Origin of the sequence: Leifsonia sp. 563 (assembly GCF_040545055.1) — a bacterium.
Lineage (GTDB): Bacteria > Actinomycetota > Actinomycetes > Actinomycetales > Microbacteriaceae > Leifsonia.
Window position 1 is genome coordinate 1277421 of the sequence record NZ_JBEPLE010000001.1, and the last position, 23933, is coordinate 1301353.

Sequence of the window (23933 nt, forward strand, 5' to 3'; positions counted from 1 at the left end):
AACTCAGGAGCTGTTGGATGGGGAGCCGGGTGGGGCGGACGGGGCGGGCGTGTCGAGGCGGGCGACGAGGTCGAGGAGCGCCACGCGGTACTGCGGCGCCGACTGGTAGTCGGGATGCGTCGCCACCTTCACGAGGTAGCGCGGCGGACCGAACTCGTCGGCTCCCCGGTCGATGTCGTCCGGGCGGCGGTCTTCGAGGCGATAGCTGTTGACCGGGAAGCCGAGGTAGTCGGTCCGGCGCCACAGGTTGATCCAGGCGACCGAGCCGTCCTCCTGCGTCAGCAGCTGCACGAGCGACGGGTCGGATGCGCCGGACGCGCCGACAACGACCGGGTCGCCGTCCTGATCGCGCTCCACCTGTGTGAACCACGGGTCTGCCTTGCCGAGGAGCGGACGCCGCGAGCCGAGGGTGCCGAGCGCATCCGGTCCGAACAGCTCGGGGAAGAACCGCCCGAAGTAGACGCGCAGCTGCGAGCCGTAGGTCAACAGCGCGACGTTGCGCAGCCGGTCGGCGTCGTCCGGCCGCAGGGTGAACAGCGTCGAGACAGCCAGCACGGCGCCCAGGCTGTGCGCCGAGAGGACCACGCTGAACGGGCGCTTCTCGCCGAGCGCGGCCTCCTCCTGCTCGTCTCGCCAGCGGAGTCGTTCGGCCAGCGTGAGTCCTTGCGGCGGCTCCAGGTCGTGCGTCAGCCAGTCGGTGACCCGGTCGCGCAGTTCGGGGACGACGCGCTCCGCGTAGCAGGGCGGACCGAACGGATGGCCCGCCCGCGGGAGGAAGCACATGAGGTCCCACATGATGCTGATCGGGCGCTCCTTGGCGGTCAACGCGTTCTCCACCACCACGGCGAGGATGGCGGCGGCGATCACCGCGAGGGCCGGACCGACGAGCGCGTCGATCCAGCGGAAGACGACCGAGTACGAGACGGCGAGCGCCACGACGAAGCCGGCAGCGAGGAGCGCGGCGAGGATTCCGAGGATGGGCTCGCCCCGGTGCACCAGCGCGGCGAGCCGCCGCGCACGCAGGATCTTCAGCGCCAGGCGGTCGGCCGTCGTGCTCGCAGCGATGCGGCCGTCGCGGTACGCATCCACCTGCTCCAGCAGCGGGCGACGGCCGTCGCGCGTGCGGGGCGTCGTCAGCAGCGGTACCCAGCGCAGGACCGCGGCGGCGACGCCGATCCCGACGAGGGCGAGCGCGATGGCGATGAACGGGAGCACGTCGCCGAAGTTGTGGTAGACGATCGGCGGCCTCAGCACTGCGTGCGGAGGGGTCGCACAGCCGCACGGCGGCGACCCGCTGACCAGCCAGCCCTGCACCCCGAGCACGAGCAGGGTGGAGAGGATCATCGCGGCGCCCAGCGACCACAGCATGACGACGCCCGGACCCATGCCCGCCCAGCCTTCGGCCCGGAATCGCTCCGGCGGGCCGGCCCGGCGGCCGCTCGGGAAGTACGGCCACCGCCAGACGAGGATCAGCTGCGCGAGGGTCAGCACGGCCGCGATGGCGAACAGGGGCAAACGAAGCGGACCCGGCGCGGCGTTCTGCGTCGGCGGATTCTGCGCGACACCGGCGAGGAAGGTCAGCCCTGCACCGGTCATCAGGGCGATCGACAGCCAGTGCGGCACCCCGCGCCGCCATCCCAGCGCCGAGATGCAGATGGCGAGCAGCACGCCGAGGATGATGGATGGCGCGGTCGCGAGCCCGAGGAACGCCCCCGACGGCGGCGCCGCATACTCGCCGCCGAACCACAGGGTTGCGCCGACGTAGAGGTAGACGAGGACGGACACCACCAGCACCCACGCTGTGACCGTGCCGGTGCGGCGGAGGCGGTCGCGCAGGAACTCGTCGACCGAGGTGTCGCCGGCATCCCCCGTGCTCGTCGTCTCGGCGAACACCCCGACCAGGATGATGGTGACCGTCAGCCCTGCCGCCGCGATGATCCCGCCGCTGAGGGCGAGCACATCCCGCGATCCGAACGCCGCACTGAGGCACTCGCCCGACACGAAGGTCTGCAGCTTCACGCACGCGGCGGCCCCGGCGAACATGCGGTCCCAGGCGAGCAGCAGGGCGATGAGGAGGAAGGCGGCAGCCAGGTGCAGGCGTTCGGTCGGGGAGCCGACGCGCGCCGTACGCCAGAAGCCCTCCGACGCGAGCGGACGCAGCCGGCCGCTGCGCCGGACACCGCGCCCGCCCATCCGGTCGGCCGCGTCGAAGATCGCCGCTTCGTAGCGCGCCCTGGCCCGGCGCGACACCAGGAACAGGAGCAGGACGCCCGCGATCGGCACCAGCGAGAGCAGCGACAGCTGCGGACCGCGCCAGCTCAGCGGTGCGTTCGCGAAGAAGCCGGTGACCGCCTCCGGAAGAGCGGTGCACGCCGTGCCCGTCACACACTGCACGCCCAGATCGAGGCTCACGGAGCCGAGGGCGCAGACGTAGAGCAGGGTCAGTCCGAGCGCGAAGATACGGAGGGACGCGCCGCCGACCCCGGCATCCCACTCGCCACCCGGCCGCTGGGTCGGGATGCGCCGGGTCCAGTACGCCGAGTTCGCCAGGCCGAACGGGGCCAGCAGCAGCCAGGCGAGCTGGACGAAGAGCTGCCCGATGAACAGCAGCGGGCCGGAGCCGTACCGGGCCAGCCGGCCCCACGAGTACGCCTCGGTGCGCACGTCGGGCGGCGGAACGGCCGGATCGATCGTGCCGGGCGCGTCGTCGGGATCGCGGTCCGGCTCATCCTGCTTCGGCGCCCACCAGAACCCGCCGTTCTCGTCGCCCTGCGTCTGCCGCAGCTCGCTCTGCTCGCGCCCGAGCATCTCCGTCGGCGGGGTGTTCTTGATGCCGTGGATGCGCAACTCGAGCACATGATGGGGCCAGTCGTGGGGCCGCGCCTCGTCGCTCATCCCTCCGCCGATCGTCCGGGTGACGGGCGCAGACTACTCTCAGCCGGGCCCGGGCGGCTACAGCGACGTTGCGCACACCGCACCTGTAGCCGTGCGCGGCGGCACGGCGTAATGTCCGTGCTATGAGCAACCCAGAGCAGCCGACCGGCGACGCACGCGAGAACCTCGAGGGCAGCTACACCGAGGTCGACGGCGAGGCGCCGCACGAGCGCACGGTCCACGGTCAGTACACCGAGACCGAGGAGAACCCCGGCCCCGACCCCGCGGTCGAGGGTACGTACACGGATGCGGACGAGGCCGCCGATGCCCCCGAAGGCGAATACACCGACGGGGACTACGACGAGCCCTGAACCTCGCTGACCCCGTCGGATCCACTCGGGCGGGATCCGCGCGGGTCAACCGCGATCAGGTCAGGCGATCAGGCCCGACAGAGCCGTCAGGACAGGCGCTTGCGCGCCTTCTGAGCCTGCGCCGCGGCCTTCTTACGCGCCTTCTTCACATCGGGCGCGTTCCAGAACGACGTGACGGCCTCGGTGATCTGCTCGTAGCGTTCGCGCCCGGCGCGGGCTCCGAGCAGGTACGCGACGGCCACGACGACAAGGATGAGAACGGTCTTCAGGCGCATGCCCCGACGCTAGCCCTCAGGCTGTCGTCTGGGAAGGGCCGTAGACGAGCCTGTGGAGAAGGGCATGCAGAGGGCCCGACAGGAACAGCAGGAACAGCCAGAACAGGTTGATGCTCGGGAACAGCACGGCGAGCACGAGGGCGACGGCCATGATGCTCGCCTCGGCGATCCCGTTGGTGCGGTCGATCTGCGCCCGCGCCTCCTCGGTGAGCAGTTCCGGGTTGCGGTACAGCACCTCGGCGATCAGCCGGGTCGCGATCGTCGCGACGAGCATGTCGCCGATGTAGAGCGCATAGACCTCCGCGCGCTGCCCGTCGGACTCGGCGAGCACGTTGGCGCTGAACGGGATCGCGACGATGGCGAGCAGCCAGAGGAAGTTGAACCAGATGACCCAGGAGTTGTAGTCGCGCACGCTCTCGAACATGCGGTGATGGACGACCCAGAAGCGCGCGATGACGGCGAACGAAATGACGAAAGCGAAGATCTCCCAGCCGTTCTCGGCGAGGAAGTCGCCGAACGACGTGCCGCCCAGCTTCGAGGCCTGATCGACGAGCGGAAGGATCAGCAACGTGATCGCGATCGCGACCGTCGCGTCGGAGAAGTTCACGAGCCGGTCGAGCCCGCGCTCCGTCCTGATCACCGCCATGCGGACATTCTGCCGCAGGGGTCAGTCGCGAGCCCTCTGCTCCGGCGCGCGGCGGAGGATGCGCGTCAGCCGGTCGTGATCCACTCCGGTCGCAGACGCTCCACGCCGTCGAGGAGGAGGTCGAGGCCGGTGAGGAACTCCTCGTCGTAGTCGTACCCGGCGCGGGCGAGCTCGGAGACCACCTCGAGCAGGTGCGGGAACTGCTGCGCCAGCTCCGGAGGGGTGGCGTCGAGCTTGGCGGCGGCCGCCTCCCCCGACTCCTCGGGAGTGCCGAACGGGAGCGTCTTCTCCTGCAGCGCGAAGCCGTACACGTAGGCGTCGAGGGCCGACGTGACGTGCACCGTCGTGCGGAACGTGAAGCCGGCGGTGCGCAGGCAGCCCATCATCGCGTTGTGCTGGCTGAGGTTGGCCGGGCCCGGACGCATCCGAGCCTCCAGGAGTCCGACGGCCCACCGGTGCCGCATCAGGGCATCGCGCAGGGAGATGGAGCGGCGGCGCATCGCCTCGCGCCAGCCGAGTTCGGGCGAGGGAGCCTCGACCTCCGCCCACACGGTGTCGACCATGCCGTCGAGAAGGTCGTCCTTGTTGGCGACGTGCTTGTACAGCGCCATTGGTACCACGCCGAGGCGCTGAGCCAGTTCGCGCATGCTGAGGCCGTCGAGTCCCTCGCGATCGGCCAGCTCGACGGCCGCCTCGATCACGCGTGCCGTGCTCAGCGTCTGCCGGGGCACCGCGACGTCTCTTGACATGGTGTACAGCGTACGCCTAGCCTGATCGCGATGAAGGTGTACGCCGTACACCTCGTCTTCCGAGAGGACATCATGGACCCGGACCGTCGCCGCTCGCTCCTCGCGGGCGTGCTCTTCCTGCTCACCTTCGCCACCTCCATCCCCGGCGCCCTGCTGTACGGACCGGTGCTGAGCGATCCGCGCTTCGTGCTCGGCTCGGGATCGGCCACGCCGGTTCTCGCGGGCGCCCTGCTCGAGATCGCCCTGGTCATCGCCAACCTCGGCACGGCTCTCGTGCTCTATCCGGTGCTCCGGCGGACCAGCCCCTCGCTGGCGCTCGGCTACGTCGTCGCCCGGGTGATGGAGTCGACGCTGATCGCGGTCGGGATCCTCAGCCTGCTCTCGGTCGTGACGCTGCGGGAGGCCGACGGAGGCGCCGCGGGCTCGGCCGTCGTCGTTGCGCATGCGCTCGTCGCGCTGCACGGCTGGACGTTCCTGCTCGGCCCCGGCTTCGTCGTCGGCATCGGAAACGGCCTGATGCTCGGCTGGATGCTGCACCGGGCCGGACTCGTGCCCCGCGGCTGGACGTGGTTCGGCATGATCGGCGGGCCGTTGGTGTCACTGTCCGGCATCGCCGTGCTGTTCGGCGTCTGGGATCAGGTCTCGGCCTGGTCGGCCGTGCTCACGCTGCCGGAGGTCGTGTGGGAGCTCTTCCTCGGCGTCTACCTGACCGTCCACGGGTTCCACCGGCGGTCCGCGCAGGCCGCGCCGGGGTCGGCGGTCAGAGTCCCAGCGACTTCTTGATCAGCGCCTCGGCGTCGTCGGTGCCGGCGGCGCGCTCGGTCGCCTCCTGGTTGGCCTCGGTCACGGCCTTGACGACCTCGTCGCGCTGGATGCGGATGCCGCGCGGCGCGTCGATGCCGATCCGCACTCCGTCACCACGCGCTTCGAGGATCGTCACGACGATGTCGTCGCCGATGAGCACCCGCTCCCCCGCCTTGCGCGTCAATACCAGCATCGCTCCAGCCTATCCGCCGGGCGGCGCGTCCAGCCAGAGCACCGGCAGGCCGAGACGGTGCACGTCGTCCGGCGTCGAGGTGAAGGATGCGCCGGTCGCGGCCACCGCGTCCACGGCGAGCACCGCATCTACCGCCCGGACCCAGGTGCTCGTGTCGCCGAACGTGCGCGAGACGTCGACGGCCACCCAGACCTGGTCGGGGGCGATGCCGGCCAGGTCGGGGGCGAGCGCGGGCACGGCGGCGGGGCCGGCGAGCGGGAACGCGGCCACCACGGGGATGTCGCGGCGCACGCCGTCGGCGCGGGCGGCCAGCGCGTCGCGGCGGTCGGCGACGTGCTGCACCTCGGCGCCTGCGTCGGCGGAGGCGGCGAGGACGCGGGCGGCGGCCTCGGCGTCGGCACCGAGCCCGACCACGAGGGTGAGGTCGCCGCGGCCGCGCAGGCGCGCCGGAGGCGGACCGGCCGGCACGACGTCGCCGAAGTGCACGTCGTGGCTGCTATTCGAGTCGTTTTCTCGCCACAACGTGCCCTTCGGCTCAGGGATGGGAGGGGCGGGAGGGATGGGCGGGGCGGGCGGGGCGGGCGGGGCGGGCGGGGCGGGCGGGGCGAGGTCGGGCGCGTCGACGGCTCGCACGAGGTCGTCGAGGACCGCTTGGAACGCGAGCGACGACGTCGAGACGGCCGGGAGGACCTCGTCGCCGCCGACCCACTCAGGCCGCGATCGACTCCGCACCGCGGACCACCCCCACCGTCTCGATGGCCGCCTGCACGGCGGTCACCTCCTGATAGGAAAGAACCGCGAGTCCCGCGATCTGGCCGGCGACCAGCCGCCGGATCGCCGGGCGCAGCGCAGGTGCGCAGACCAGGACCGCTGAGACGCCCGAGTCGTCGAGCCGCGCCGCGGTGTCGCGCACGGAGGCGAGAACCGCCTCCAGCCGCACAGGGTCGAGCACGATCTGGGTGCCGCCCTCCGACGGACGCAGGCCCTCGAGCATCGACTGCTCGAGCCCGGGGTCGATCATGATGACCCGCAGCGTCCCCTCGTCGAGGTGGGGGGCGACGACGGCCGGGCCGAGGGCGGCGCGGGCGGCCTCCACCAGTCCCTCCGGGTCGTTCGACACCTTCGCGCGCAGAGTCAGCGCCTCCAGGATGCGCGGCAGGTCGTTGATCGGCACCTGCTCGGCGAGCAGCCCCTGCAGCACGCGCTGCACTTCCGCCAGGGAGAGCAGAGCAGGGATGAGCTCCTCCACCGCGGGCGGGTTCACCTGCTTGACGCCTTCGGTGAGGAGCCGCACATCCTCCCGGGTGAGAAGGCGTGCCGCGTTCGCCGTGATGATCGACGACAGGTGCGTAATCAGCACGGAGACGCGGTCGATGACGGTGGCGCCGCCCAGCTCGGCGCTGTGCCGCATCTCGGACGGGATCCACTTCGCCGGCAGCCCGAACACCGGCTCGACGGTCGGCGTGCCCGGCAGGTTGTCGAGGGCGTCGCCGAGGGCGAGCACCCGGCCGGAGGGCGCCTGCCCGCGGCCGGCCTCCACGCCGGCGATCTTGATCACGTAGGTCGACGGCGGCAGCTCCGCGCTGTCGCGGGTGCGGACCGGTGGGACGATCACGCCCAGTTCGAGCGCGATCTTGCGGCGCAGCGCCCGCACGCGCGCGAGCAGGTCGTCGGAGGCGCCGCTGACGATGTCGACGAGGTCGGGGGCGAGCGTGATCTCGAGGGCGTGGACCCGCATCTGCTCGATGAGGTCTTCCGTCGTCTCCGATTTGGTCGCCGTGGCGACGGCGTTCTGGGCGGCCTGCGCCTTCTTCGCCGCCGCCTGTGCGGTCTTGATGCGCTGCGACGCGAGGATGAGGAACGCGCCGACGAGCACGAACGGGATGGGCGGCATCCCGGGGATGAGTGCCATGACGATCGCGGCGCATCCCGCGATCATCAGGGCGTTGCGCGACTGGCTGAGCTGGTTGCTCGCGGTCGTGCCCATCTCGGACTCGGCGTTCGACCGGGTCACGATCATGCCCGTCGACACGGCCATGAGGAGCGCGGGGATCTGCGAGACGAGACCGTCGCCGATGGTCAACAGCGTGTAGGAGTTGACGGCGTCGCCGAGCTCCATGCCTCGCTGGATCATGCCGATCGCGATGCCGCCGACGACGTTGATGACGATGATGAGGATGCCCGCGATCGCGTCGCCCTTGACGAACTTCGATGCGCCGTCCATCGCGCCGTAGAAGTCCGCCTCGGCCGAGACCTCCGCGCGCCGCGCCCGCGCCTGCTCCTCGGTGATGAGCCCAGCGTTGAGGTCGGCGTCGATCGCCATCTGCTTGCCCGGCATGGCGTCGAGGGTGAAGCGGGCACCCACCTCGGCCACGCGCTCTGCGCCCTTGGTGACGACGATGAACTGGATGACCACCAGGATGAGGAAGACCACGGCGCCGATGATGATCGACCCGCCGACCGCCACATGCCCGAACGCCTGGATGACCTGCCCGGCGAACCCGTCGCCCAGCACCAGGCGCGTCGAGGCGACGTTGAGTCCGAGCCGGAACAGGGTCGCCACCAGTAGCAGCGACGGGAAGACGGAGAAGTCGAGCGGCTTCTTGACGAACATCGTCGTGAGCAGGATGACCAGCGCCAGCATGATGTTGACGATGATGAGCATGTCGAGGATCCACGACGGCACCGGGACGACGAGCAGCATGATGATGCCGACGACCCCGATCGGCACGGCGACCTTGGCGGCGAGACCCTTGTTCGGCTTCACGACATCCCTCCCTGGAGCTGTGGTCGCATGGTGTGCATCCCGGCGGCGGAACCGCGCTGCTTGAGCGACATGACGAAGGCGAGCACCCGCGCGACCGCGTTGTAGAGCTCGACCGGGATCTCGTCGCCGATTTCGCACCCGGCGTGCAGCGCCCGGGCGAGCGGGATGTCCTTGACGATCGGCACGCGCTCCTCCTCCGCCTTCTCGCGGATGCGCAGGGCGATGGCGCCCGCACCCTTCGCGACGACCCGCGGGGCCGACTTGCCCGGTTCGTACTTCACCGCCACGGCGATGTGCGTCGGGTTGACGAGCACCACATCCGACCCGCCGATCGCCGCGATCATGCGGTTGCGGCTCATCGCCAGCTGCCGGGAGCGCCGGTGCGAACGCACCAACGGGTCGCCCTCGGTGTTCTTGTTCTCGTCGCGCACCTCCTGCTTGCTCATGCGCGTGTGCTTGCGGTTGCGGCGCATCACCACGAGCACGTCGAGTCCGGCGAGCACGAGTCCCGCGCCGATCGCCGCCTGCAGCAGCCCGGCCGTTCCGCCGGATGCGGCCGAGAGCAGGGAGGCGAGCGGCATCGAACCGGAGGTGAGCAGCACCGGCATCAGCCCCTGGACGACCAGGAACAGCCCGATCGCGACAACGGCCGACTTCAGCAAGGTCTTGGCGCCCTCCCAGAGGGCGCGCATCCCGAACACCCGGCCGATGCCCTGCACCAGGTTGAACTGCTCGTACTTGCCCTCGAGCTTCTTGAAGTGGATGCCGCCCTGCACGGCCGCGGCGCCCACCACGGCGAGGGCACCGACCGCCAGCAGCGGTCCGATCGTCGCCATGATGCTGCCGAGACCGTCGCCGAGGGCGGCGACCGCCTTCGCCGGGTCCGGGCTCTCGATCACGGAGCGGACCGAGAACAGCTGCTCGATCGCCGCTGTGCTGCCGGCCTGGAGCGTGAACGGCAGCATGACGGCGGCGGCTCCGACGCCGACCCAGGCGGTCAGGTCGGTCGACTTCGAGAGGCGGCCCTTGGAGCGCGCCTCCTTCATCCGCTTCTCGGTCGCCTGCTCGGTGCGTTCCTGCGCGTCGCTCATCGGCCCACCCCCAGCATGGTCTTGACCGCGGTGTCGGTGAGCCCGGAGACGACGCCCGGGAGCGCGACGAAGACGATGGCCGCGAGCACGACGGTGAGCATGATCTTCAGCGGGAAGCCGAGCGAGAACGCGTTCAGCGCGGGGGCGACCCGGGTGAGGAGGCCGAGGCCCACGTCGGCGAGGAACAGCACCACGATCAGCGGCCCGGCGATCTGCAGTGCCGCGAGGAACATCTGGGTCAGCCCGTCGACCATCTGCTTCGCCGGGTCGGCCATGCTGAGGCCCGCGGCGAGCGGGACGGCGTCGAACGTGCGGATGAGCCCGCCGATGATCAGCTGGTAGCCACCCGACGCGAACAGCAGTGCGAGGGCCGTGAGCTGGAACATCCGCGTGAACTGCGCGCCGTTGATCATCGACTGCGGATCGAACGCCTGCGCCAGCTGGAAGCCGCCGAACAGGTCGATCAGGCTGCCCGCCGACTGGATCGCCGCGAACACGACGAAGACCAGGAACCCGAGCGTCGCCCCCACGGCGAGCTCGCGCACCATGTCGAGCAGGAACGCTCCGGTGTCTGCCGACCGGTAGCCGGCTCCCACGCGCGGGGCGACGGCGACGGCGAGCCCGATGGCGAGCATCCCCTTCACCTGCGCCGGGAAGCCGTTGTACGAGAAAGGCGGCGCGATCACCAGGAAGGCGACCATGCGGAGGGAGGCCAGCGCGATCGCCTCGATCGCGGCCAGGTCGATGGGGATGGACATCAGCCACCGCCCAGCAGCTGCGGGATCTTGTCGAAGAGCACGTGGGTGAAGGAGACGAGCTCGGCGATCATCCATTGGCCGCAGATGATCAACGCGATGGCCACGGCCGCCGCCTTCGGCACGAACGAGAGGGTGACCTCCTGGATCTGCGTGATCGACTGCACCAGCGAGATCGCGAAGCCGACGACCAGGGCGGTGACCACGATCGGCGCGGCCAGCTTCGCGGTGACCATGAGGCCCTGCATGGCGATGTCGAGGACGGCGTTCGGGTTCATCCGCCACCGCCACCGTAGCTCGTGATCAGGCTCGTGATGATGAGCCCCCAGCCGTCGACCAGCACGAACAGCAGGATCTTGAACGGCAACGAGATCATCACGGGCGGGAGCATCATCATGCCCATCGACATGAGCGCCGCCGATACCACCATGTCGATCACCAGGAACGGCACGAAGATGACGAAGCCGATGATGAACGCGGCACGCAGCTCGGAGATCATGAACGCGGGGATGAGCGTCAGCAGGGGCACCGCGCTCACGCTGTCCGGGTTGGGGCGGCCGGCGGCGCGGGTCATCAGTGCGATGTCCTCTTCGCGAGTGTGCGCCGCCATGAAGCCGCGCAGCGGCGCCTCAGCCGCGTGCGCGGCCGCCGTGAAGTCGATGTGCCCGGCGAGATACGGCTGCACGGCCGTGTTGTTGATGTCGACGAGCACCGGGCTCATGATGAACAGGCTGAGGAACAGTGACAGCCCCGCGAGCACCTGGTTCGGCGGGATGGACGGGAGCGCGAGCGCGTTCCGCGTGATCGCGAGCACGACGAAGATCTTCGTGAACGACGACATCATCAGCAGCAGCGCGGGTGCCACCGACAGCACGGTGATGCCGAGCAGAGTCAGGATGGCGGCGCTCGGCGTGCCGTTCGGGCCGTTGATGTCGAGGGTGATGCCGCCGGAACCGCCCGTGGGCCCGGCCGGTCCGGACGGGGTCGGGACGGGCGTTGGCACGGCGTGCGCGGCGGTGGCGCTGAGGAGGACGATGGCCGCGACGATCAGTGCGACCAGGACGCCGGCTACCGCGAGGCGGGGCATGCGGGCGCGCGCTGTGCGCACCGTGATCTCCGGCGCCGTCACTTCTTGGGGCGCACCGCCGAACTCGCCTGACGCCACGTTGCCGGGGACAGGATCGAGCCTTTGAGTGCCTCGTCGAAGAGCGAGGCGCGTCCCTGCGCCGTGAGGAAGTCGGCATCCTGCCTGGTGGTCGTCGTGGTGCTGGTGCTGCTGGTGGTGCCTGTGCTCGCCGCCGCGTCCGTGGTGCCGGTCCTGGCCTCCACCTCGCGCACGGGCTTGAGCGGGGTGACATCCGCATCCTGCGGGCGGTCACCGGAATGGAGGACGCTGACCTGGCGCTCGGTGACGCCCAGCACGAACCGGCTGCCGTCGACATCCACGACGACGACCGACGCCTTCTGGCCGATGCCCTGACGTCCGACGACGGTCACGGCGTTGCCGCGGCGGCCGCGCGCCGACGTGCGGCCCTTCGTCACCCGTCGCTGCACGAACCACAGCAGCGCGACGATGACGCCGAGCACCACCGCGACACGCAACGCAACGAACAGGGTCTCCACGCTGCGCACTATCGGCCGCCTGGTCCGTGCCGTTAGGGGTTCGCCGAGGTGCACGTCGTGGTCGCTATCCGCGCCGAATACCCGCCACGACGTGCACTTCGGCGCTGCGTGGGAGGGTGGAGGAGTGGACTTCGAGATGACGGCCGTTGGGGGCGGGAGCGTGCAGCTGCACGACGCCCGGCGCAAGCGGCGCTGGACGGTGGAACTGGAACCGTTCGAGCTGGGCGTGTTCGCCGTGACCGAGCAGCAGGTCGCCGAGCTGATCGGCGAGCCGGCCCCGCATCCCCGCCGTCCGGCGACCCGGATCAGCTGGCTGCGCGCTGTGCGCATCTGCAACGCGGCCTCGGAGTGGGAGGGGTTCGACCCCGCCTATACCTTCGACGGCGAGGACGTGACCTGGCACGTGGATGCGGACGGCTACCGCCTGCCGACCGAGGCCGAGTGGGAGTTCGCGTGCCGGGCCGGCTCGACCGGCCCGCACTACGGACCGCTGCCCGAGATCGCCTGGACGAGCGCCGACGGCCTGACCGCTCCCGCAGACGTCGGGCTGCGGCTGCCCAATCTCAACGGCCTGTTCGACACCCTCGGCAACGTGTGGGAGTGGTGCTGGGACCTCCTCGACCCGGGCCGGTACCGCGACTACCGGGTGTTCCGCGGTGGCGGGTTCGCCGACGACGCGTGGAACGTACGGGCGTCCGTCCGGCGCGGCGGACCGCCGCGCACGCAGCACGAGGACGTCGGCTTCCGCGTGGCCCGGGGAGGGTTCGATGCCGAGGGCGCGGCGCAGGGCTGGTCGGCGGCCGCGGATGCCGAGCGCGCCGGGCTCGGCGGCGCGCTGCCGCCGGGGTGGACGCCGCTGCGGTGAGGGTGACTGCCGCCGCGCGTCAGTCCAGGTCTTCCGCCGTGTCGAGGATCTTCGTGATGCGGACCGCGTAGTCCTGGTCGACGACCACGATCTCGCCGTGCGCGATCAGGCGGCCGTTGAGGAGCACATCGGCAGGTGACCCGGCGGAGCGGTCGAGCTCGATGACGGCGCCCGGCTCCATCGCGAGCACGTCGCGCACGGCCATGCGGGTGCGGCCGATCTCGACGGTCAGCGCCATTTCGACGTTGCTGATGCGCGCCAGCTTGCCGCCCAGCGCGTTGTTGCCCGTACGCTCGGCGACCGACGCGCGGCCGCGGACCGCGAACCAGCCGGCGACCCCGGACGGACCGGACAGGGCGAAGACCGAGGTGGCCGGGTCGGCGAACAGTTCCGTGGCGTCGTCCGGGCGGGCGTCATCCAGGACCCCCGCGCCGAGCGTGTCGCTGGCGGCCTCGAGAGCCGGCTGCAGCACATCCTGGAGCGCCACCACCGGCGCGCCGTCCGCACCCTCGTCGACCAACTGCGGTGCCTCGAGCAGCACGACGGCGAGATCGGCGGAGACGGCGCCGACGAAGGTCGCGACAACGGCACGTGCCGCGTCCTGCACATCCGACCCCTGCGACAGCAGCGGGGTCAGCGGCGCGCCGGTCGGCAGCACGCGGGCGAGCGCCTCGGCGGCGGCCTGCGCCTGCCCGAGCGAGAGGCCGGAGGCGTGTGCGGTGCTGGTCATGCTCATCGGAATCAGTCCTCTGTGTTGACGATCACGCAGGCGAGACGCGAGCCGCTCGAGCCGAGAGCGGCCGAAGCGACGGTCTGCCCGCCGACCGTGAGATCGAAAGGTCGGTGCTGTGGATGCGGGAGCGGCAGCAGGTCGCCGACCGCCAGCCCCAGCACAACGCTGGGACGCACGGCCGCCGGGGCCAGCCGCAGGGCCACATCCACGGGGACGCGCGCCAGCTGGGCGTCGACCAGCTCGCGCGCGTTCTCGGTGCTGTGGGTCGGATTCGTCTCGCCCAATTGCGGGAGCAGGGCGACGGCGGGCAGGGCGACGGTCGCACGGGCCACGTTCTCGCCGACACGCAGCTCGAAGCCCGCCACGATCATCAGCTCGGAAGTCGCGGCGGCCTGCGCGAACTGCGAGTTGTACTGGATGGCGTCCACCGTGATCGGCGCGAGCAGGATGGAGCCGAGCGAATATCGCAGATCCTCCAGTGCGTCATCCATCAGCCGGCGCACCAGCGCGTGCTCGATCTGGGTGAAGGTGCGCTCGTGATCGACCGGGGTGCCCTGACCGCCGAGCATCGCGTTCACCCACGAGAGGGCGGCCGTGGTCGGGAACTGGATGACCGCCTTCGGGGCGATGTGCTCCAGCTCGCACAGCACCATGGCCGTGGTCGCCGGAAGCGACGCCGCGTACTCGTCGTACGTCTGCAACTGGACGAAGTCGCACTCCACCTGGCTGAGCACGCGCACCTTCGCGGTCAGCTGCGTGCCCCACTGCCGGGCGAACGTCTCGAACGCCAGCTCCAGCACGCGCGAATGCTCGCGCGCGAGCGTCGTCGGCCGCCGGAAGTCGTAGACCGGCGCCTCGGGGGCGTCCGGCGACGGGGCCTGCAGAGTCGTCACGGGAGGGACTATCGGCAGGTGGGCGTGGCTCGTTAGGGACGACCCTCACCACCTCTGGTATCTTCCATATCATGCGTATCCGAGCCCGACGGTCTGCAGCGGACCAGCTGCAGCAGCGGTTCGAAGCAGTCCCGCTGGACACCACATCGGCGACGCCCGTCGACGACGCGGGAAAGGTGCGCTCTATGCGCACGACACACTCCCTCATGGCTGTGTTGATCATGTTTCCGCTGCTCTTCGCCGCCGCGCCGGTCACCCTGTTCGCGACATGGTGGGGCACCCGCGCGACGACAACCTGCACAGTCTCGCGGGTCGCCGCCACTGAACAGGTCGGCCGCGGTGGCCGATACATGACCTACGTCGTCCGCTCCGACGACTGCCCTCAGTTTCGAATCGTCACTGGAGGAACGCTCGACAGGACCGCGGTCCGGCTCCTGGGCGATTCGCTCGAACCCGGAGTCCGATACAGATTCGACCTGCGTGGCTGGGACGGGTTCTTCGGTTCGCGGGCGATCGTCGCGGCCTCTCGCCTGTAGCAAGGGACGGCGGTATACGTGCCCCATCCCCATCACGTCCCCCTAACGACCGACCGACGCGGGCCGATAGTGCACTCGTGACGGCTCACCCGGAGCCGAGACCAGGATTCGCGCCCATGATCGTCGTCACCCGATTGAACGACAGCCAGTTTGCGGTCAACCCCGACCTCATCGAGCGCATCCACGCCAGTCCGGACACCACTCTCGTCATGGTCGACGGGGCGAAGTTCATCGTCACCGAGTCCATGTCCGAAGTGATCGAGAAGATCGCCGCGTACCGGGCGCGCGTGATCGCGCTCGCCCACGATCTGCCCGCCGCCGGCCCGCGACCCGTTCCCGCGCCGCCGCTCGGGCTCGTGACGCTCACCGGCCTGGAAGACGACGAGACGGGGAGGGCTCACCCTGAAGCCCGCGCCGTCCCCCTGCGAGCAAGGAAGAAGTAATGGACCCGGCAACGATCATCGGCATCGTCCTCGCGTTCGGCGCCGTCGTCGCGATGGTGACGATGGAGGGCGCGCACCTGAGCGCGCTGCTGCTGCCCGCCCCCATGGTGCTGGTCTTCGGGGCCACCATCGCGGTCGGGATCGCCAGCGGAACGATCAAGGACTTCCTGACCGCGGTCAAGGCGCTCCCCCGCGCGCTCCGTGGGAAGGTCGAGCCGCCGCAGCAGGTGATCGACCAGGTCGTCGGCCTGGCGGAGAAGGCCCGCGCCAACGGTCTGCTCGCCATGGAGCAGGAGGCCGACAACGTCGACGACCCGTTCCTCAAGCGCGCGCTGCAGAACATCGCGGACGGCACCGACGGCGACGAGCTGCGCGTGCTGCTGGAGGACGAGATCGCGACACGGTCGAAGCAGGACCGTGTCGCTGCGAAGTTCTTCAGCGCGATGGGCGGGTATGCGCCAACGATCGGCATCATCGGAACCGTCGTCTCCCTGACCCACGTGCTCGAGAACCTGGCCGAGCCGGGCGAGCTCGGTCCGATGATCGCCAGCGCGTTCGTCGCGACGCTCTGGGGCCTGCTGTCGGCCAACTTCCTCTGGCTCCCGCTGGGCGCGCGCCTGCGCCGGCTGTCCGAACTGGATGTGGAGCGCATGACCCTGCTCATGGAGGGCGTGCTCGCGGTGCAATCCGGCTCGCAGCCGCGCCTCCTCGGCGAGCGCCTGCGCGCGATGGTCCCCGACGGCGACGCCGAGAAGGGCACCGCGAAGGCCGCCAAGCCCGCACGCGGTTCGAAGGATCCCGTCGAGGAAGCGGCCTGACATGTCGGCCCGCCGTCGGAAGAGACACGAGGAGCCGGAGGAGCACGAGAACGAGGAGCGCTGGATGGCCTCCTACATGGACATGGTCACCGTGCTCATGTGCATGTTCATCGTGCTCTTCGCCATGTCGACGGTGGATGCGAAGAAATTCGAGCAGCTGAAGGACTCGCTGGCGACCGGCTTCGGGCAGGTGAAGACCCAGAAGGTCGACACCGCATCCGGGGTCGTGGTGCCGCCCAAGCACGTCGACGAGTCCGGCAAGTCGACCGACTTCGCCCTCGCCCAGCAGGAGGCGCAGAACCTGCAGCACCTGAAGGACCTCATCCAGGCCGCCCTCACCCGCGACGGCCTGCAGGATGCGGTGGAGCTGAAGATCGACGAGCGCGGCCTCACGATCGGCCTGGTCGGCAACTCGACGTTCTTCGACTCGAACCGCGCGGAGCTCAGCCCGCGCGCCGTATCCGTTCTGAACGACATCGGACCGGTGCTCGCGCCGGAAGCGTACGAGGTCTCGGTGGAGGGCCACGCCGACCTGCGGCAGCCCGGAGCTCCGTATCCGACCAACTGGGAGCTCTCCGCGGGCCGAGCGACCAGCGTGCTGCGGCACCTGGTCGAGGTGAACGGCTTCCCGCAGGAGCGCATCGCCGCGGTCAGCTTTGGCTCGGCGCGTCCGGTCGCCGGGCACACCGGCACGACCGACTCGGACCTGGCGCAGAACCGGCGGGTGGATGTGGTGGTGCTGTCGTCGCAGCCGGACGCCATCCGCAAGCTCATCCCCCAGGCGCTGCAGTCGCCCGCGCCCACCACGGCCCCCGCCGCCTCCCGCTGACGCCCTCCACCCACCGTCGAGTACGCACAAATTGCACAGAAACCACGGCTCAGGCGTGCAATTTTTGTGGACTCGACGGGGTTGGGACGGGTATGGATCTTCAGCTTGAGAATCGCGTCGTCCTCGTCGTCGGCGGCACCGGCTTCATCGGCTCCGCGGTCGCCGACCGCCTTCGCGCCGAGGGCGCGACCGTGGTCGTCGCCTCCCGCAACTCCTCCGAGGGAGTCACGTTGGACGCCTCGGACGAGGAGTCCGTGCGCCGCGGCATCGACACCGTGCTGGAGCGTCACGGACGCATCGACGGCCTGGTCGTGACGGCCGCGCCGCCGGCGCAGACCCTCGACCCCGCCCGCAGTTCCGACCCCGAGCAGATCCTGAGCGCGATCGACGGCAAGGCGCTGTCGTTCCTCCGGGTCGCTCGCGCGGTGATCCCCGCGATGCGGGAGGCCGGCTTCGGCCGGATCGTCGCGATCAGCGGCCAGAACGCCTACATCAGCGGCAACATCACCGCGGTGGTGCGCAACGCATCCACCATCCTCATCGCGAAGAACCTCGCCGACGAGCTGGCCGGCACGGGCGTCGCCGTCAACGTGATCAACCCGGGCCTCGTCACCGAGACCCCCGACGCCCAGGTCGCACCGGGGCGGGGCGGGGAATCGTCTCCGGACCAGATCGCCGACCTGGTCGCCTTCCTCACCTCGCCCCTGTCGGCGGTCGATGGCGAGTCCATCGCCATCGGCCACCGGATGCTGGGGACGACCCTGCTCTAGCCGAGCGCGACGCCCGTCCACGAGACGGGCGGGAGCTCGAGGGTGAGTACACCGTCGTCGAGGGATGCGGTGGGCGTCGGGCGCAGGCCCACGCGGTTCTGATCGTGCAGGGTGTTCTTGGCGTACACGTCCTCATCCCACAGGGACACGGCCTCGCGCACCGCGGAGACTCCGAGGTCGCGCACGTCCACCCGGACGGTTTGCGTCTCGGTGAGGCTCCGATTCACGACGAACAGCGCGGCCGAGCCGTCGGCCTCGTCGAAGGTGGCCACCGCATCCACCAGGTCCGCCTCGCCGTAGACGGCGGTCTCGTACGAGCCGGTCTCGATGCGCGGGCGCAGCACCTCGCCACGGGCCAGCCGGCTGGTCACCGAGAACGGGAAGAACGTGGTCTGGCGCCAGGCGTCGCCGCCCGGCTCGGTCATGATCGGCGCAATCACGTTCACCAGCTGGGCGAGGGAGGCGCTGGTCACCCGGTCGTGGTTCTTCAGCAGCGTGATCAGCAGGTTGCCGAGCACGACGGCGTCGGCCGCCGAGTAGACGTCCTCCAGCTGCCGCGGGGCGTACCGCCACTCGTCGTTGACCTCCTCCGACTCCTTGTGCTCGTCGAGGTACCAGATGTTCCACTCGTCGAACGAGATCTGGATCTTCTTCTTGCTCTTGAGCCGGTAGCCGACGTGATCGGCGGTCGAGACGACCGTGTCGATGAAGTACTGCATGTCCACGGAGGAGGCGAGGAACGAGCCGAGGTCGCCGCCGCGCTCCTGGTAGTACGCGTGCGCCGACACGTAGTCGACGTGCTCGTAGGAGTGCTCGAGAACGACGCGCTCCCACTCGCCGAAGGTCGGCATCCCCGAGCCGGAGGAGCCGCAGACCACGAGCTCGAGGTCCTTGTCAGCCATCTTCATCGCTGCAGCCGTGCGGGCGGCGAGCTTGCCGTAGTCGTCCGCGATCATGTAGCCGGTCTGCCAGGGCCCGTCCATCTCGTTGCCCAGGCACCACATCCGGATGTCGTGCGGCTCCGGAGTGCCGTTCGCGATGCGCTGGTCGCTGAGCGCCGTCCCCGACGGGTGATTGGCGTACTCGAGCAGGTCGAGCGCGGCCTGGATCCCGCGGGTGCCGAGGTTCACCGCGAGCATCAGCTCCGAGTCGGTGAGCTTCAGCCAGCGCGAGAACTCGTCGAGTCCGACCTGGTTGGATTCCAGCGAGTGCCAGGCGAGGTCGCGCCGCACCGGGCGCTTGTCGCGCGGGCCGACCGAGTCCTCCCAGCGGAAGCCGGAGACGAAGTTGCCGCCCGGGTAGCGGATCGTCGTCGAGCCGAGCTCGCGGACGAGCTCCACGACGTCGAGACGGAAGCCGTCCTCGTTGGCAGTCGGGTGCCCCGGTTCGTAGATGCCGTCGTAGACGCAGCGCCCCAGGTGCTCGACGAACGAGCCGAAGATGCGGCGGTTGACGGTGGCGACGCGCGCGGTGCGGTCGAGGGCGATGCGGGTCTCAGACAAAAGGGTCTCCTGTTTTCGAGTCTCTGCCGCTGTGCAGACCTTCGTCGTCGGGAGCCCTTCGCGCGCCGACACCGCTGTCTACAACGTTAGAGAATAACGATGTAGAACCATGATGCAGAACGGAATGTGACCGTGTCAAACGGCGCGGTCAGGACGCCGTGGACTCGCGTTCGACCAGGCGGAACGGCATCGGCAGTCGCTCCGGGACGAACGGCTCGTCCGGGTGCTCGATCCTCCGCACCAGCAGGTCGACGGCCGTGCGGGCGATCCGCTCCCGGTCCGGGTCGATCGTCGACAGGCTCGGGATGGAGTACTCCGTCTCCTCGATGTCGTCGAAGCCGATGACAGCCACGTCCTCCGGGACCCGTCGCCCGGCCTCTTGCAGCGCGCGCAGCGCCCCGAGCGCGATGGCGTCATTGAAGGCGACGACACCGTCGAACCGCATCCCGGTGGCGAGCAGTTCGCGCATCGCGTCGGCCCCGTTACGCCGGTGCCAGGGATCGACCTGCACCACGAGCGCCTCATCGAACGGGAGGCCCGCGGCGTCGAGCGCCTGACGGTACCCCTCGAGGCGCAGGGCGGCCGAGCCGACGACGGCGGCGGGATGCGCGCCGAACGCGACGATCCGCCGGCGGCCGGAGGACAGCAGATGCTCCGTCGCCGCCCGGACCCCCTCGGTGTTGGCGATGATCACATGGTCGCGCGGCACATCCACGTTGCGGTCTCCCAGCAGCACCACCGGCGTGCCCAGCTCCGCGAGCAGGTCGACGTCGCTCTGATCGAGGGCGAGAACGCTGTGCAGCACGCCGTCGACCGTCTGGGCGTGTGGATGCCGCAGAGCGCCGATCTCCTGCCCGCGGTCGAGTCCGTACTGCTCGATCAGCACGGCGAGCCCCCGCTCGGACGCCGCCATCATCACCGCGTCCGCCAGTTCGGCGAAGTACGCGTTGCGCAGGTTCGGGATCATCAGCGAGATCACGTTGGTCCGCCCGGACCGGAGCCCACGCGCCAGGAAGTTGGGCCGGTAGCCGAGCACGTCGATCGCATCCAGCACCTTGCGTCGCGTCTGCTCACGCACGTGCGGGTGGTCGTTGATCACGTTGGAGACGGTCTTCACCGACACTCCGGCGAGCACGCTCACATCCTGCATCGTCGCGGCCATGCACGCTCCCCTCTCGGCGTCCTGGTGTGACTTTATAACGTTGGAACGGCGATCGTCGCCGGAGCGGTCCGCACTCCCGCCGAGTGCCGCGGCGCCGGGTCAGCGAAGAGCAGCGGGGCGGACGCGCACCGGCGCGAGCCACGCCGAGACGATCACCGCCGTGAGAGCTCCCGCCGCCACGATCGCCGCCAGCACGACGACCTGGAACCGGCCGGCCTCGAGCGGCGACACCCCACCGAAGATCGCTCCGACGAAGGCCCCGGGAAGCGTGACGAGACCTGTCGTCTTCGTCTGGTCGACGGAGGGGATCAGGGCCGAATAGACGGCGTTGCGTGCAAGCTCCAGCGTCGACTGCCGGGGCGTCGCGCCCAGCGCGAGCCATCCCTCCACCTCGTCCCAGTGGTCGCCCACCGCCTCGGTGAATCGACGTCCGGCCAGCGTGGCGATGCTCATCGAGTTGCCGATCACGATGCCGCCGATCGCGAGCGCGTAGCGCGCGCTGAACTCGATGGCGCCGGTGAGGAACACCACCGAGAACGACACGACGACGCCGACCGCCATGGCCGTCGCCATCATGACGGCGTGCTCCGACGACCATCCGATCCGTCGCGTCGCCGTCGCGGCCGCCACGGAGAACATGACGAGCAGGGCGAGCGCCACCCACAGCGGGTCGGTGATGACGCCGGCGAGCACCACGCTGATGACGGCCAGCTGCGCGGCGCCGCGGAGGATCGCGAGGGCCGGCGCCCAGCGGTGCGGCACACCGTAGGCGGCGAGCACCCCGACCGCGACGAGCGCGAGCACGGCGACGCCCAGCAGCGTGGGCGCCAGCTCGTGGACGATGGGCACCCGACGAGCCTACGGCGCGGCGCCGCGGCAGCGGAAAACAGGCGACGCAGGCGCGTCAGCGGCTAGAGGTGGTGTTCGTCCTCGTGGTCGTCTTCGAGCAGCATTCCGACGGACGTCGCGCAGGCATCGCCTTTCCAGGCTTCGACGCCCTCACGAACGGCGAAGGCCGCAATGACGAGACTGGCGAGCGGGTCGGCCCACCACCAGCCGAACAGGCTGTTCAGCAGGAGTCCGAGGAGGACGGCGACCGACAGGTAGGTGCAGATCAGCGTCTGTTTGGAGTCGGCGACGGCGGTCGCGGATCCCAGCTCGCGACCCGCGCGACGTTCCGCGAACGACAGGAACGGCATGACGACCACGCTCAGCGCGGTGAGGACGATTCCGACCGGCGAATGATGGACCTCGACGTGAGCGACCAGGGTCACGAGCGCACTGACCGTGACGTAGGCGGCGAGGGCGAAGAACGCGACCGCTATCACCCGCAGGGTGGGCTTCTCCCAGCGTCCCGGGTCTCGGCGCGTGAACTGCCAGGCGACCGCCGCGGCGGAGAGGACTTCGATCGTCGAGTCCAGTCCGAATCCGATCAGAGCTGAGGACGAGGCGGCGCTGCCCGCGGCGATCGCGACGACGGCCTCGACCAGGTTGTAGCCGATCGTCGCGCCGACGATCCAGCGGATCCGGCGCTGCAGGAGGGTGGCGCGGTCAACGGAGACGGTTGCGGTCATGCGCAGTGACACTCCTCGCCGGCGCAGCATCCGGGCTCGACGAACAGCGTCACCCGAAGCAGTTCCTGCAGGGCGGGCGCGATGTGCCCGTCAGCCAGCCGATACCAGGTGCGCCGCCCTTCCGGGATGGCCTCGACCAACCCGCACCCGCGCAGACACGCGAGTTGATTCGACATGACCTGCCGAGAGACGCCGAGCGCCTCGGCGAGGTCGGAGGGAAACGCCGGGGCCTCACGCAACGCGAGCAGGATGCCGACTCTCGTCGGGTCCGAGAGCGCATGGCCGAAGCGGGCCAGTGCAGCCGTGTGTGTGACGGTGGCGGCAGGAGCGACGATCGTCATGACACCGATAGTAAAGCAAACGCTGTATTAATCGCAGTGAGGCAGCGAGGGTCAGGACCGGATGCACGAAACGGAGGGATCCGGCCGATCGTCCGCCGGATCCCCTCCGTTTCGACGCGGTCAGCGCTTGAGGTTGGTGAGCTCCTGCAGCACCTCGTCGGAGGTCGTGATGATGCGGGCGTTCGCCTGGAAGCCGCGCTGCGCGACGATCAGGTTGGTGAACTCCTGCGAGAGGTCGACGTTCGACATCTCGAGCGAGCCGCCCTGCAGCTGGCCGAGACCGTCCTCGCCGGGGCCGCCGAGCTGAGCCGCGCCCGAGTTGACCGTGGCGCGGTAGGTGGACCCGCCGCCCTTCTCGAGGCCGCCCGGGTTCACGAACGTGGCGAGCGCGATGCGGCCGACGGCCTGCTTGTCGCCGTTCGAGAAGAGGCCGGTGATGGTGCCGTCCTTGTCGAGGGTGAACGACTCGAGGGTTCCCGCCGCACGGCCGTTCTGGTCCTTGAAGGCGACCGTGGTGATGCCGGAGTACCCGGTGACCGCGCTCAGGTTGACCGCGACGCCGCCGACGGTGAGCGCGCCGCCGCCGGTGAGGACGCCGTTGGTGAAGGTGAGCGTGCTGTTTCCTGTCGCTCCCGCGGCGTCGGCGCCCGCCACATCCCAGCCGGTGCCGGTCTTGGTGAAGGTGAGGGTGAGCTTCCGGGCGGTGCCGTTGGCGTCGTACACGGAGATGTCGCGCACCAGCTGGTCGCCGACCGCGGCGTCGGAGGGCAGATTCCCGGTGACGTTCGAGGTCGTCGTGGCCGCGGCGGGAGTGACCGCCTTCAGCGGGATGGTGATATCGCTCAGCGCGCCGCCCTGCTGGATGACGCCGTTGACGGCGTTCCACCCCTGCAGGATGGCACCGCCCGGGCCGACCAGACGGCCCAGCGCGTCGGGGTCGAGCGACCCTGCGCGCGTGTAGACGGTCTCGCCGCCGACCTTCATGACGAAGAAGCCGTCGCCGTTGATCATGATGTCGGTGGAGCGACCCGTCGCCTGGGCGGCGCCCTGCGTGAAGTTCGTGGAGATGCCCGCGACGAGCACGCCGAGGCCGATCTGGGCCGGGTTCGTTCCACCGGTCTGGCCCTGCGGCGCGCCGGCGCCCTGCACCAGCTGCGACAGGGTGTCCTGGAACTGCACGGCGGACGACTTGAATGCGGTCGTGTTGACGTTGGCGATGTTGTTGCCCGTCACATCCAGCATGGTCTGGTGCGAGCGGAGGCCGGAGATTCCGGAGTAGAGCGAGCGGAGCATGGCGTTTCCTTTCTGAGGAAGGTGCG

Annotated in this window: 28 protein-coding genes; 8 read left to right on the forward strand and 20 right to left on the reverse strand. The window is 70.0% G+C overall.

The annotated features are described in order from the left end of the window. Positions 1-3 precede the first annotated feature (3 nt). Positions 4-2895 (reverse strand): hypothetical protein, encoded by a 2892-nt coding sequence (locus tag ABIC47_RS06135; RefSeq protein ID WP_354478343.1) that lies wholly within the window; start codon positions 2893-2895, stop codon positions 4-6. A gap of 122 nt (positions 2896-3017) precedes the next feature. Here ABIC47_RS06135 and ABIC47_RS06140 point away from each other — a divergent pair, with 122 nt between their 5' ends. Continuing rightward, complete coding sequence (locus ABIC47_RS06140; RefSeq protein ID WP_018188935.1) at positions 3018-3245, forward strand: hypothetical protein; 228 nt, start codon at positions 3018-3020, stop codon at positions 3243-3245. 86 nt (positions 3246-3331) lie between these two features. Here ABIC47_RS06140 and ABIC47_RS06145 read toward each other — a convergent pair whose 3' ends face one another. The 3 genes from ABIC47_RS06145 to ABIC47_RS06155 form a co-directional block, all read right to left on the reverse strand. Continuing rightward, a complete protein-coding gene (locus tag ABIC47_RS06145) occupies positions 3332-3520 on the reverse strand; it encodes a hypothetical protein (protein WP_018188936.1) in 189 nt (62 codons plus the stop codon). A 16-nt stretch (positions 3521-3536) separates the two neighbouring features. Beyond that, complete coding sequence (locus tag ABIC47_RS06150; protein ID WP_354478346.1) at positions 3537-4166, reverse strand: TMEM175 family protein; 630 nt, start codon at positions 4164-4166, stop codon at positions 3537-3539. A gap of 65 nt (positions 4167-4231) precedes the next feature. Continuing rightward, the gene (locus ABIC47_RS06155) at positions 4232-4915 is read right to left on the reverse strand and encodes a TetR/AcrR family transcriptional regulator C-terminal domain-containing protein (RefSeq protein WP_231374283.1); all 684 of its coding nucleotides are present in this window, start codon (positions 4913-4915) and stop codon (positions 4232-4234) included. Positions 4916-4945: 30 nt separating this feature from the next. On the opposite strand from ABIC47_RS06155, the gene ABIC47_RS06160 reads away from it, so the two are divergent. After that, the gene (locus ABIC47_RS06160; RefSeq protein ID WP_354478351.1) at positions 4946-5698 is read left to right on the forward strand and encodes a DUF4386 domain-containing protein; all 753 of its coding nucleotides are present in this window, start codon (positions 4946-4948) and stop codon (positions 5696-5698) included. Here the strand turns inward: ABIC47_RS06160 and csrA are convergent. Genes csrA through fliO form a run of 8 tightly spaced genes read right to left on the reverse strand, consistent with a single transcriptional unit; the run spans position 5676 to position 12148 of the window. Continuing rightward, entirely contained in the window at positions 5676-5912 is a 237-nt protein-coding gene (gene csrA, locus ABIC47_RS06165; RefSeq protein ID WP_018188940.1) for a carbon storage regulator CsrA, read from the reverse strand. The genes ABIC47_RS06160 and csrA overlap by 23 nt on opposite strands. 9 nt (positions 5913-5921) lie before the next feature. Next, on the reverse strand, positions 5922-6644 hold the full coding sequence (locus ABIC47_RS06170; RefSeq protein ID WP_354478355.1) for a hypothetical protein: 723 nt from the start codon (positions 6642-6644) through the stop codon (positions 5922-5924). Next, complete coding sequence (locus ABIC47_RS06175; protein ID WP_391508768.1) at positions 6622-8616, reverse strand: flagellar biosynthesis protein FlhA; 1995 nt, start codon at positions 8614-8616, stop codon at positions 6622-6624. Before ABIC47_RS06175 ends, ABIC47_RS06170 begins: the two co-directional genes overlap by 23 nt. A 59-nt stretch (positions 8617-8675) precedes the next feature. Then, positions 8676-9770 (reverse strand): EscU/YscU/HrcU family type III secretion system export apparatus switch protein, encoded by a 1095-nt coding sequence (locus tag ABIC47_RS06180; protein WP_018188943.1) that lies wholly within the window; start codon positions 9768-9770, stop codon positions 8676-8678. Continuing rightward, positions 9767-10528 carry a flagellar biosynthetic protein FliR gene (locus ABIC47_RS06185; protein WP_018188944.1) on the reverse strand — a complete coding sequence of 254 codons (762 nt, stop codon included), beginning with the start codon at positions 10526-10528 and terminating at the stop codon, positions 9767-9769. The genes ABIC47_RS06180 and ABIC47_RS06185 overlap by 4 nt, the downstream gene beginning before the upstream one ends. Next, complete coding sequence (fliQ, locus tag ABIC47_RS06190; protein ID WP_018188945.1) at positions 10528-10803, reverse strand: flagellar biosynthesis protein FliQ; 276 nt, start codon at positions 10801-10803, stop codon at positions 10528-10530. Before fliQ ends, ABIC47_RS06185 begins: the two co-directional genes overlap by 1 nt. Beyond that, complete coding sequence (fliP, locus tag ABIC47_RS06195; protein ID WP_309855333.1) at positions 10800-11612, reverse strand: flagellar type III secretion system pore protein FliP; 813 nt, start codon at positions 11610-11612, stop codon at positions 10800-10802. Before fliP ends, fliQ begins: the two co-directional genes overlap by 4 nt. A 38-nt stretch (positions 11613-11650) precedes the next feature. Continuing rightward, complete coding sequence (fliO, locus tag ABIC47_RS06200; protein ID WP_354478360.1) at positions 11651-12148, reverse strand: flagellar biosynthetic protein FliO; 498 nt, start codon at positions 12146-12148, stop codon at positions 11651-11653. 136 nt (positions 12149-12284) lie between these two features. Between fliO and ABIC47_RS06205 the strand changes: the two genes are divergently transcribed. Beyond that, positions 12285-13013 (forward strand): formylglycine-generating enzyme family protein, encoded by a 729-nt coding sequence (locus tag ABIC47_RS06205; protein ID WP_354478715.1) that lies wholly within the window; start codon positions 12285-12287, stop codon positions 13011-13013. A gap of 19 nt (positions 13014-13032) precedes the next feature. Here ABIC47_RS06205 and fliN read toward each other — a convergent pair whose 3' ends face one another. Both fliN and ABIC47_RS06215 read right to left on the reverse strand, forming a co-directional pair. Then, positions 13033-13749, reverse strand: coding sequence for a flagellar motor switch protein FliN (gene fliN / locus ABIC47_RS06210; protein WP_502910219.1), 717 nt, complete (start codon positions 13747-13749; stop codon positions 13033-13035). Positions 13750-13754: 5 nt separating this feature from the next. After that, positions 13755-14639, reverse strand: a complete 885-nt coding sequence (locus ABIC47_RS06215; RefSeq protein ID WP_018188950.1) for a flagellar motor switch protein FliM — start codon at positions 14637-14639, stop codon at positions 13755-13757. Between the two features lie 71 nt (positions 14640-14710). Between ABIC47_RS06215 and ABIC47_RS06220 the strand changes: the two genes are divergently transcribed. From ABIC47_RS06220 to ABIC47_RS06240, 5 genes are all read left to right on the forward strand, one after another. Then, positions 14711-15175, forward strand: a complete 465-nt coding sequence (locus ABIC47_RS06220) for a hypothetical protein (RefSeq protein WP_354478365.1) — start codon at positions 14711-14713, stop codon at positions 15173-15175. A 116-nt stretch (positions 15176-15291) separates the two neighbouring features. Continuing rightward, positions 15292-15618 carry a flagellar FlbD family protein gene (locus tag ABIC47_RS06225; protein ID WP_018188951.1) on the forward strand — a complete coding sequence of 109 codons (327 nt, stop codon included), beginning with the start codon at positions 15292-15294 and terminating at the stop codon, positions 15616-15618. Further along, positions 15618-16436, forward strand: coding sequence for a motility protein A (locus ABIC47_RS06230; RefSeq protein ID WP_354478368.1), 819 nt, complete (start codon positions 15618-15620; stop codon positions 16434-16436). The genes ABIC47_RS06225 and ABIC47_RS06230 overlap by 1 nt, the downstream gene beginning before the upstream one ends. A 1-nt stretch (position 16437) precedes the next feature. After that, positions 16438-17265, forward strand: a complete 828-nt coding sequence (locus tag ABIC47_RS06235; protein ID WP_020076240.1) for an OmpA/MotB family protein — start codon at positions 16438-16440, stop codon at positions 17263-17265. Positions 17266-17357: 92 nt separating this feature from the next. Then, positions 17358-18035, forward strand: coding sequence for an SDR family NAD(P)-dependent oxidoreductase (locus ABIC47_RS06240; RefSeq protein WP_354478371.1), 678 nt, complete (start codon positions 17358-17360; stop codon positions 18033-18035). Here the strand turns inward: ABIC47_RS06240 and arfA are convergent. The 6 genes from arfA to ABIC47_RS06270 all read right to left on the reverse strand — a co-directional run bounded on the left by arfA (position 18032) and on the right by ABIC47_RS06270 (position 23907). Then, positions 18032-19537 carry an arabinosylfuranosidase ArfA gene (arfA, locus tag ABIC47_RS06245; RefSeq protein WP_354478374.1) on the reverse strand — a complete coding sequence of 502 codons (1506 nt, stop codon included), beginning with the start codon at positions 19535-19537 and terminating at the stop codon, positions 18032-18034. The genes ABIC47_RS06240 and arfA overlap by 4 nt on opposite strands. A 148-nt stretch (positions 19538-19685) precedes the next feature. Further along, complete coding sequence (locus ABIC47_RS06250; RefSeq protein WP_354478377.1) at positions 19686-20699, reverse strand: LacI family DNA-binding transcriptional regulator; 1014 nt, start codon at positions 20697-20699, stop codon at positions 19686-19688. Between the two features lie 99 nt (positions 20700-20798). Next, entirely contained in the window at positions 20799-21548 is a 750-nt protein-coding gene (locus tag ABIC47_RS06255; protein WP_354478380.1) for an ABC transporter permease, read from the reverse strand. 62 nt (positions 21549-21610) lie between these two features. Then, positions 21611-22273, reverse strand: a complete 663-nt coding sequence (locus ABIC47_RS06260) for a cation efflux transmembrane domain-containing protein (protein ID WP_354478383.1) — start codon at positions 22271-22273, stop codon at positions 21611-21613. Beyond that, positions 22270-22614 (reverse strand): ArsR/SmtB family transcription factor, encoded by a 345-nt coding sequence (locus tag ABIC47_RS06265; protein ID WP_089879263.1) that lies wholly within the window; start codon positions 22612-22614, stop codon positions 22270-22272. The genes ABIC47_RS06260 and ABIC47_RS06265 overlap by 4 nt, the downstream gene beginning before the upstream one ends. 120 nt (positions 22615-22734) lie before the next feature. After that, a complete protein-coding gene (locus ABIC47_RS06270) occupies positions 22735-23907 on the reverse strand; it encodes a flagellar hook protein FlgE (protein ID WP_089879265.1) in 1173 nt (390 codons plus the stop codon). Positions 23908-23933 lie beyond the last annotated feature (26 nt).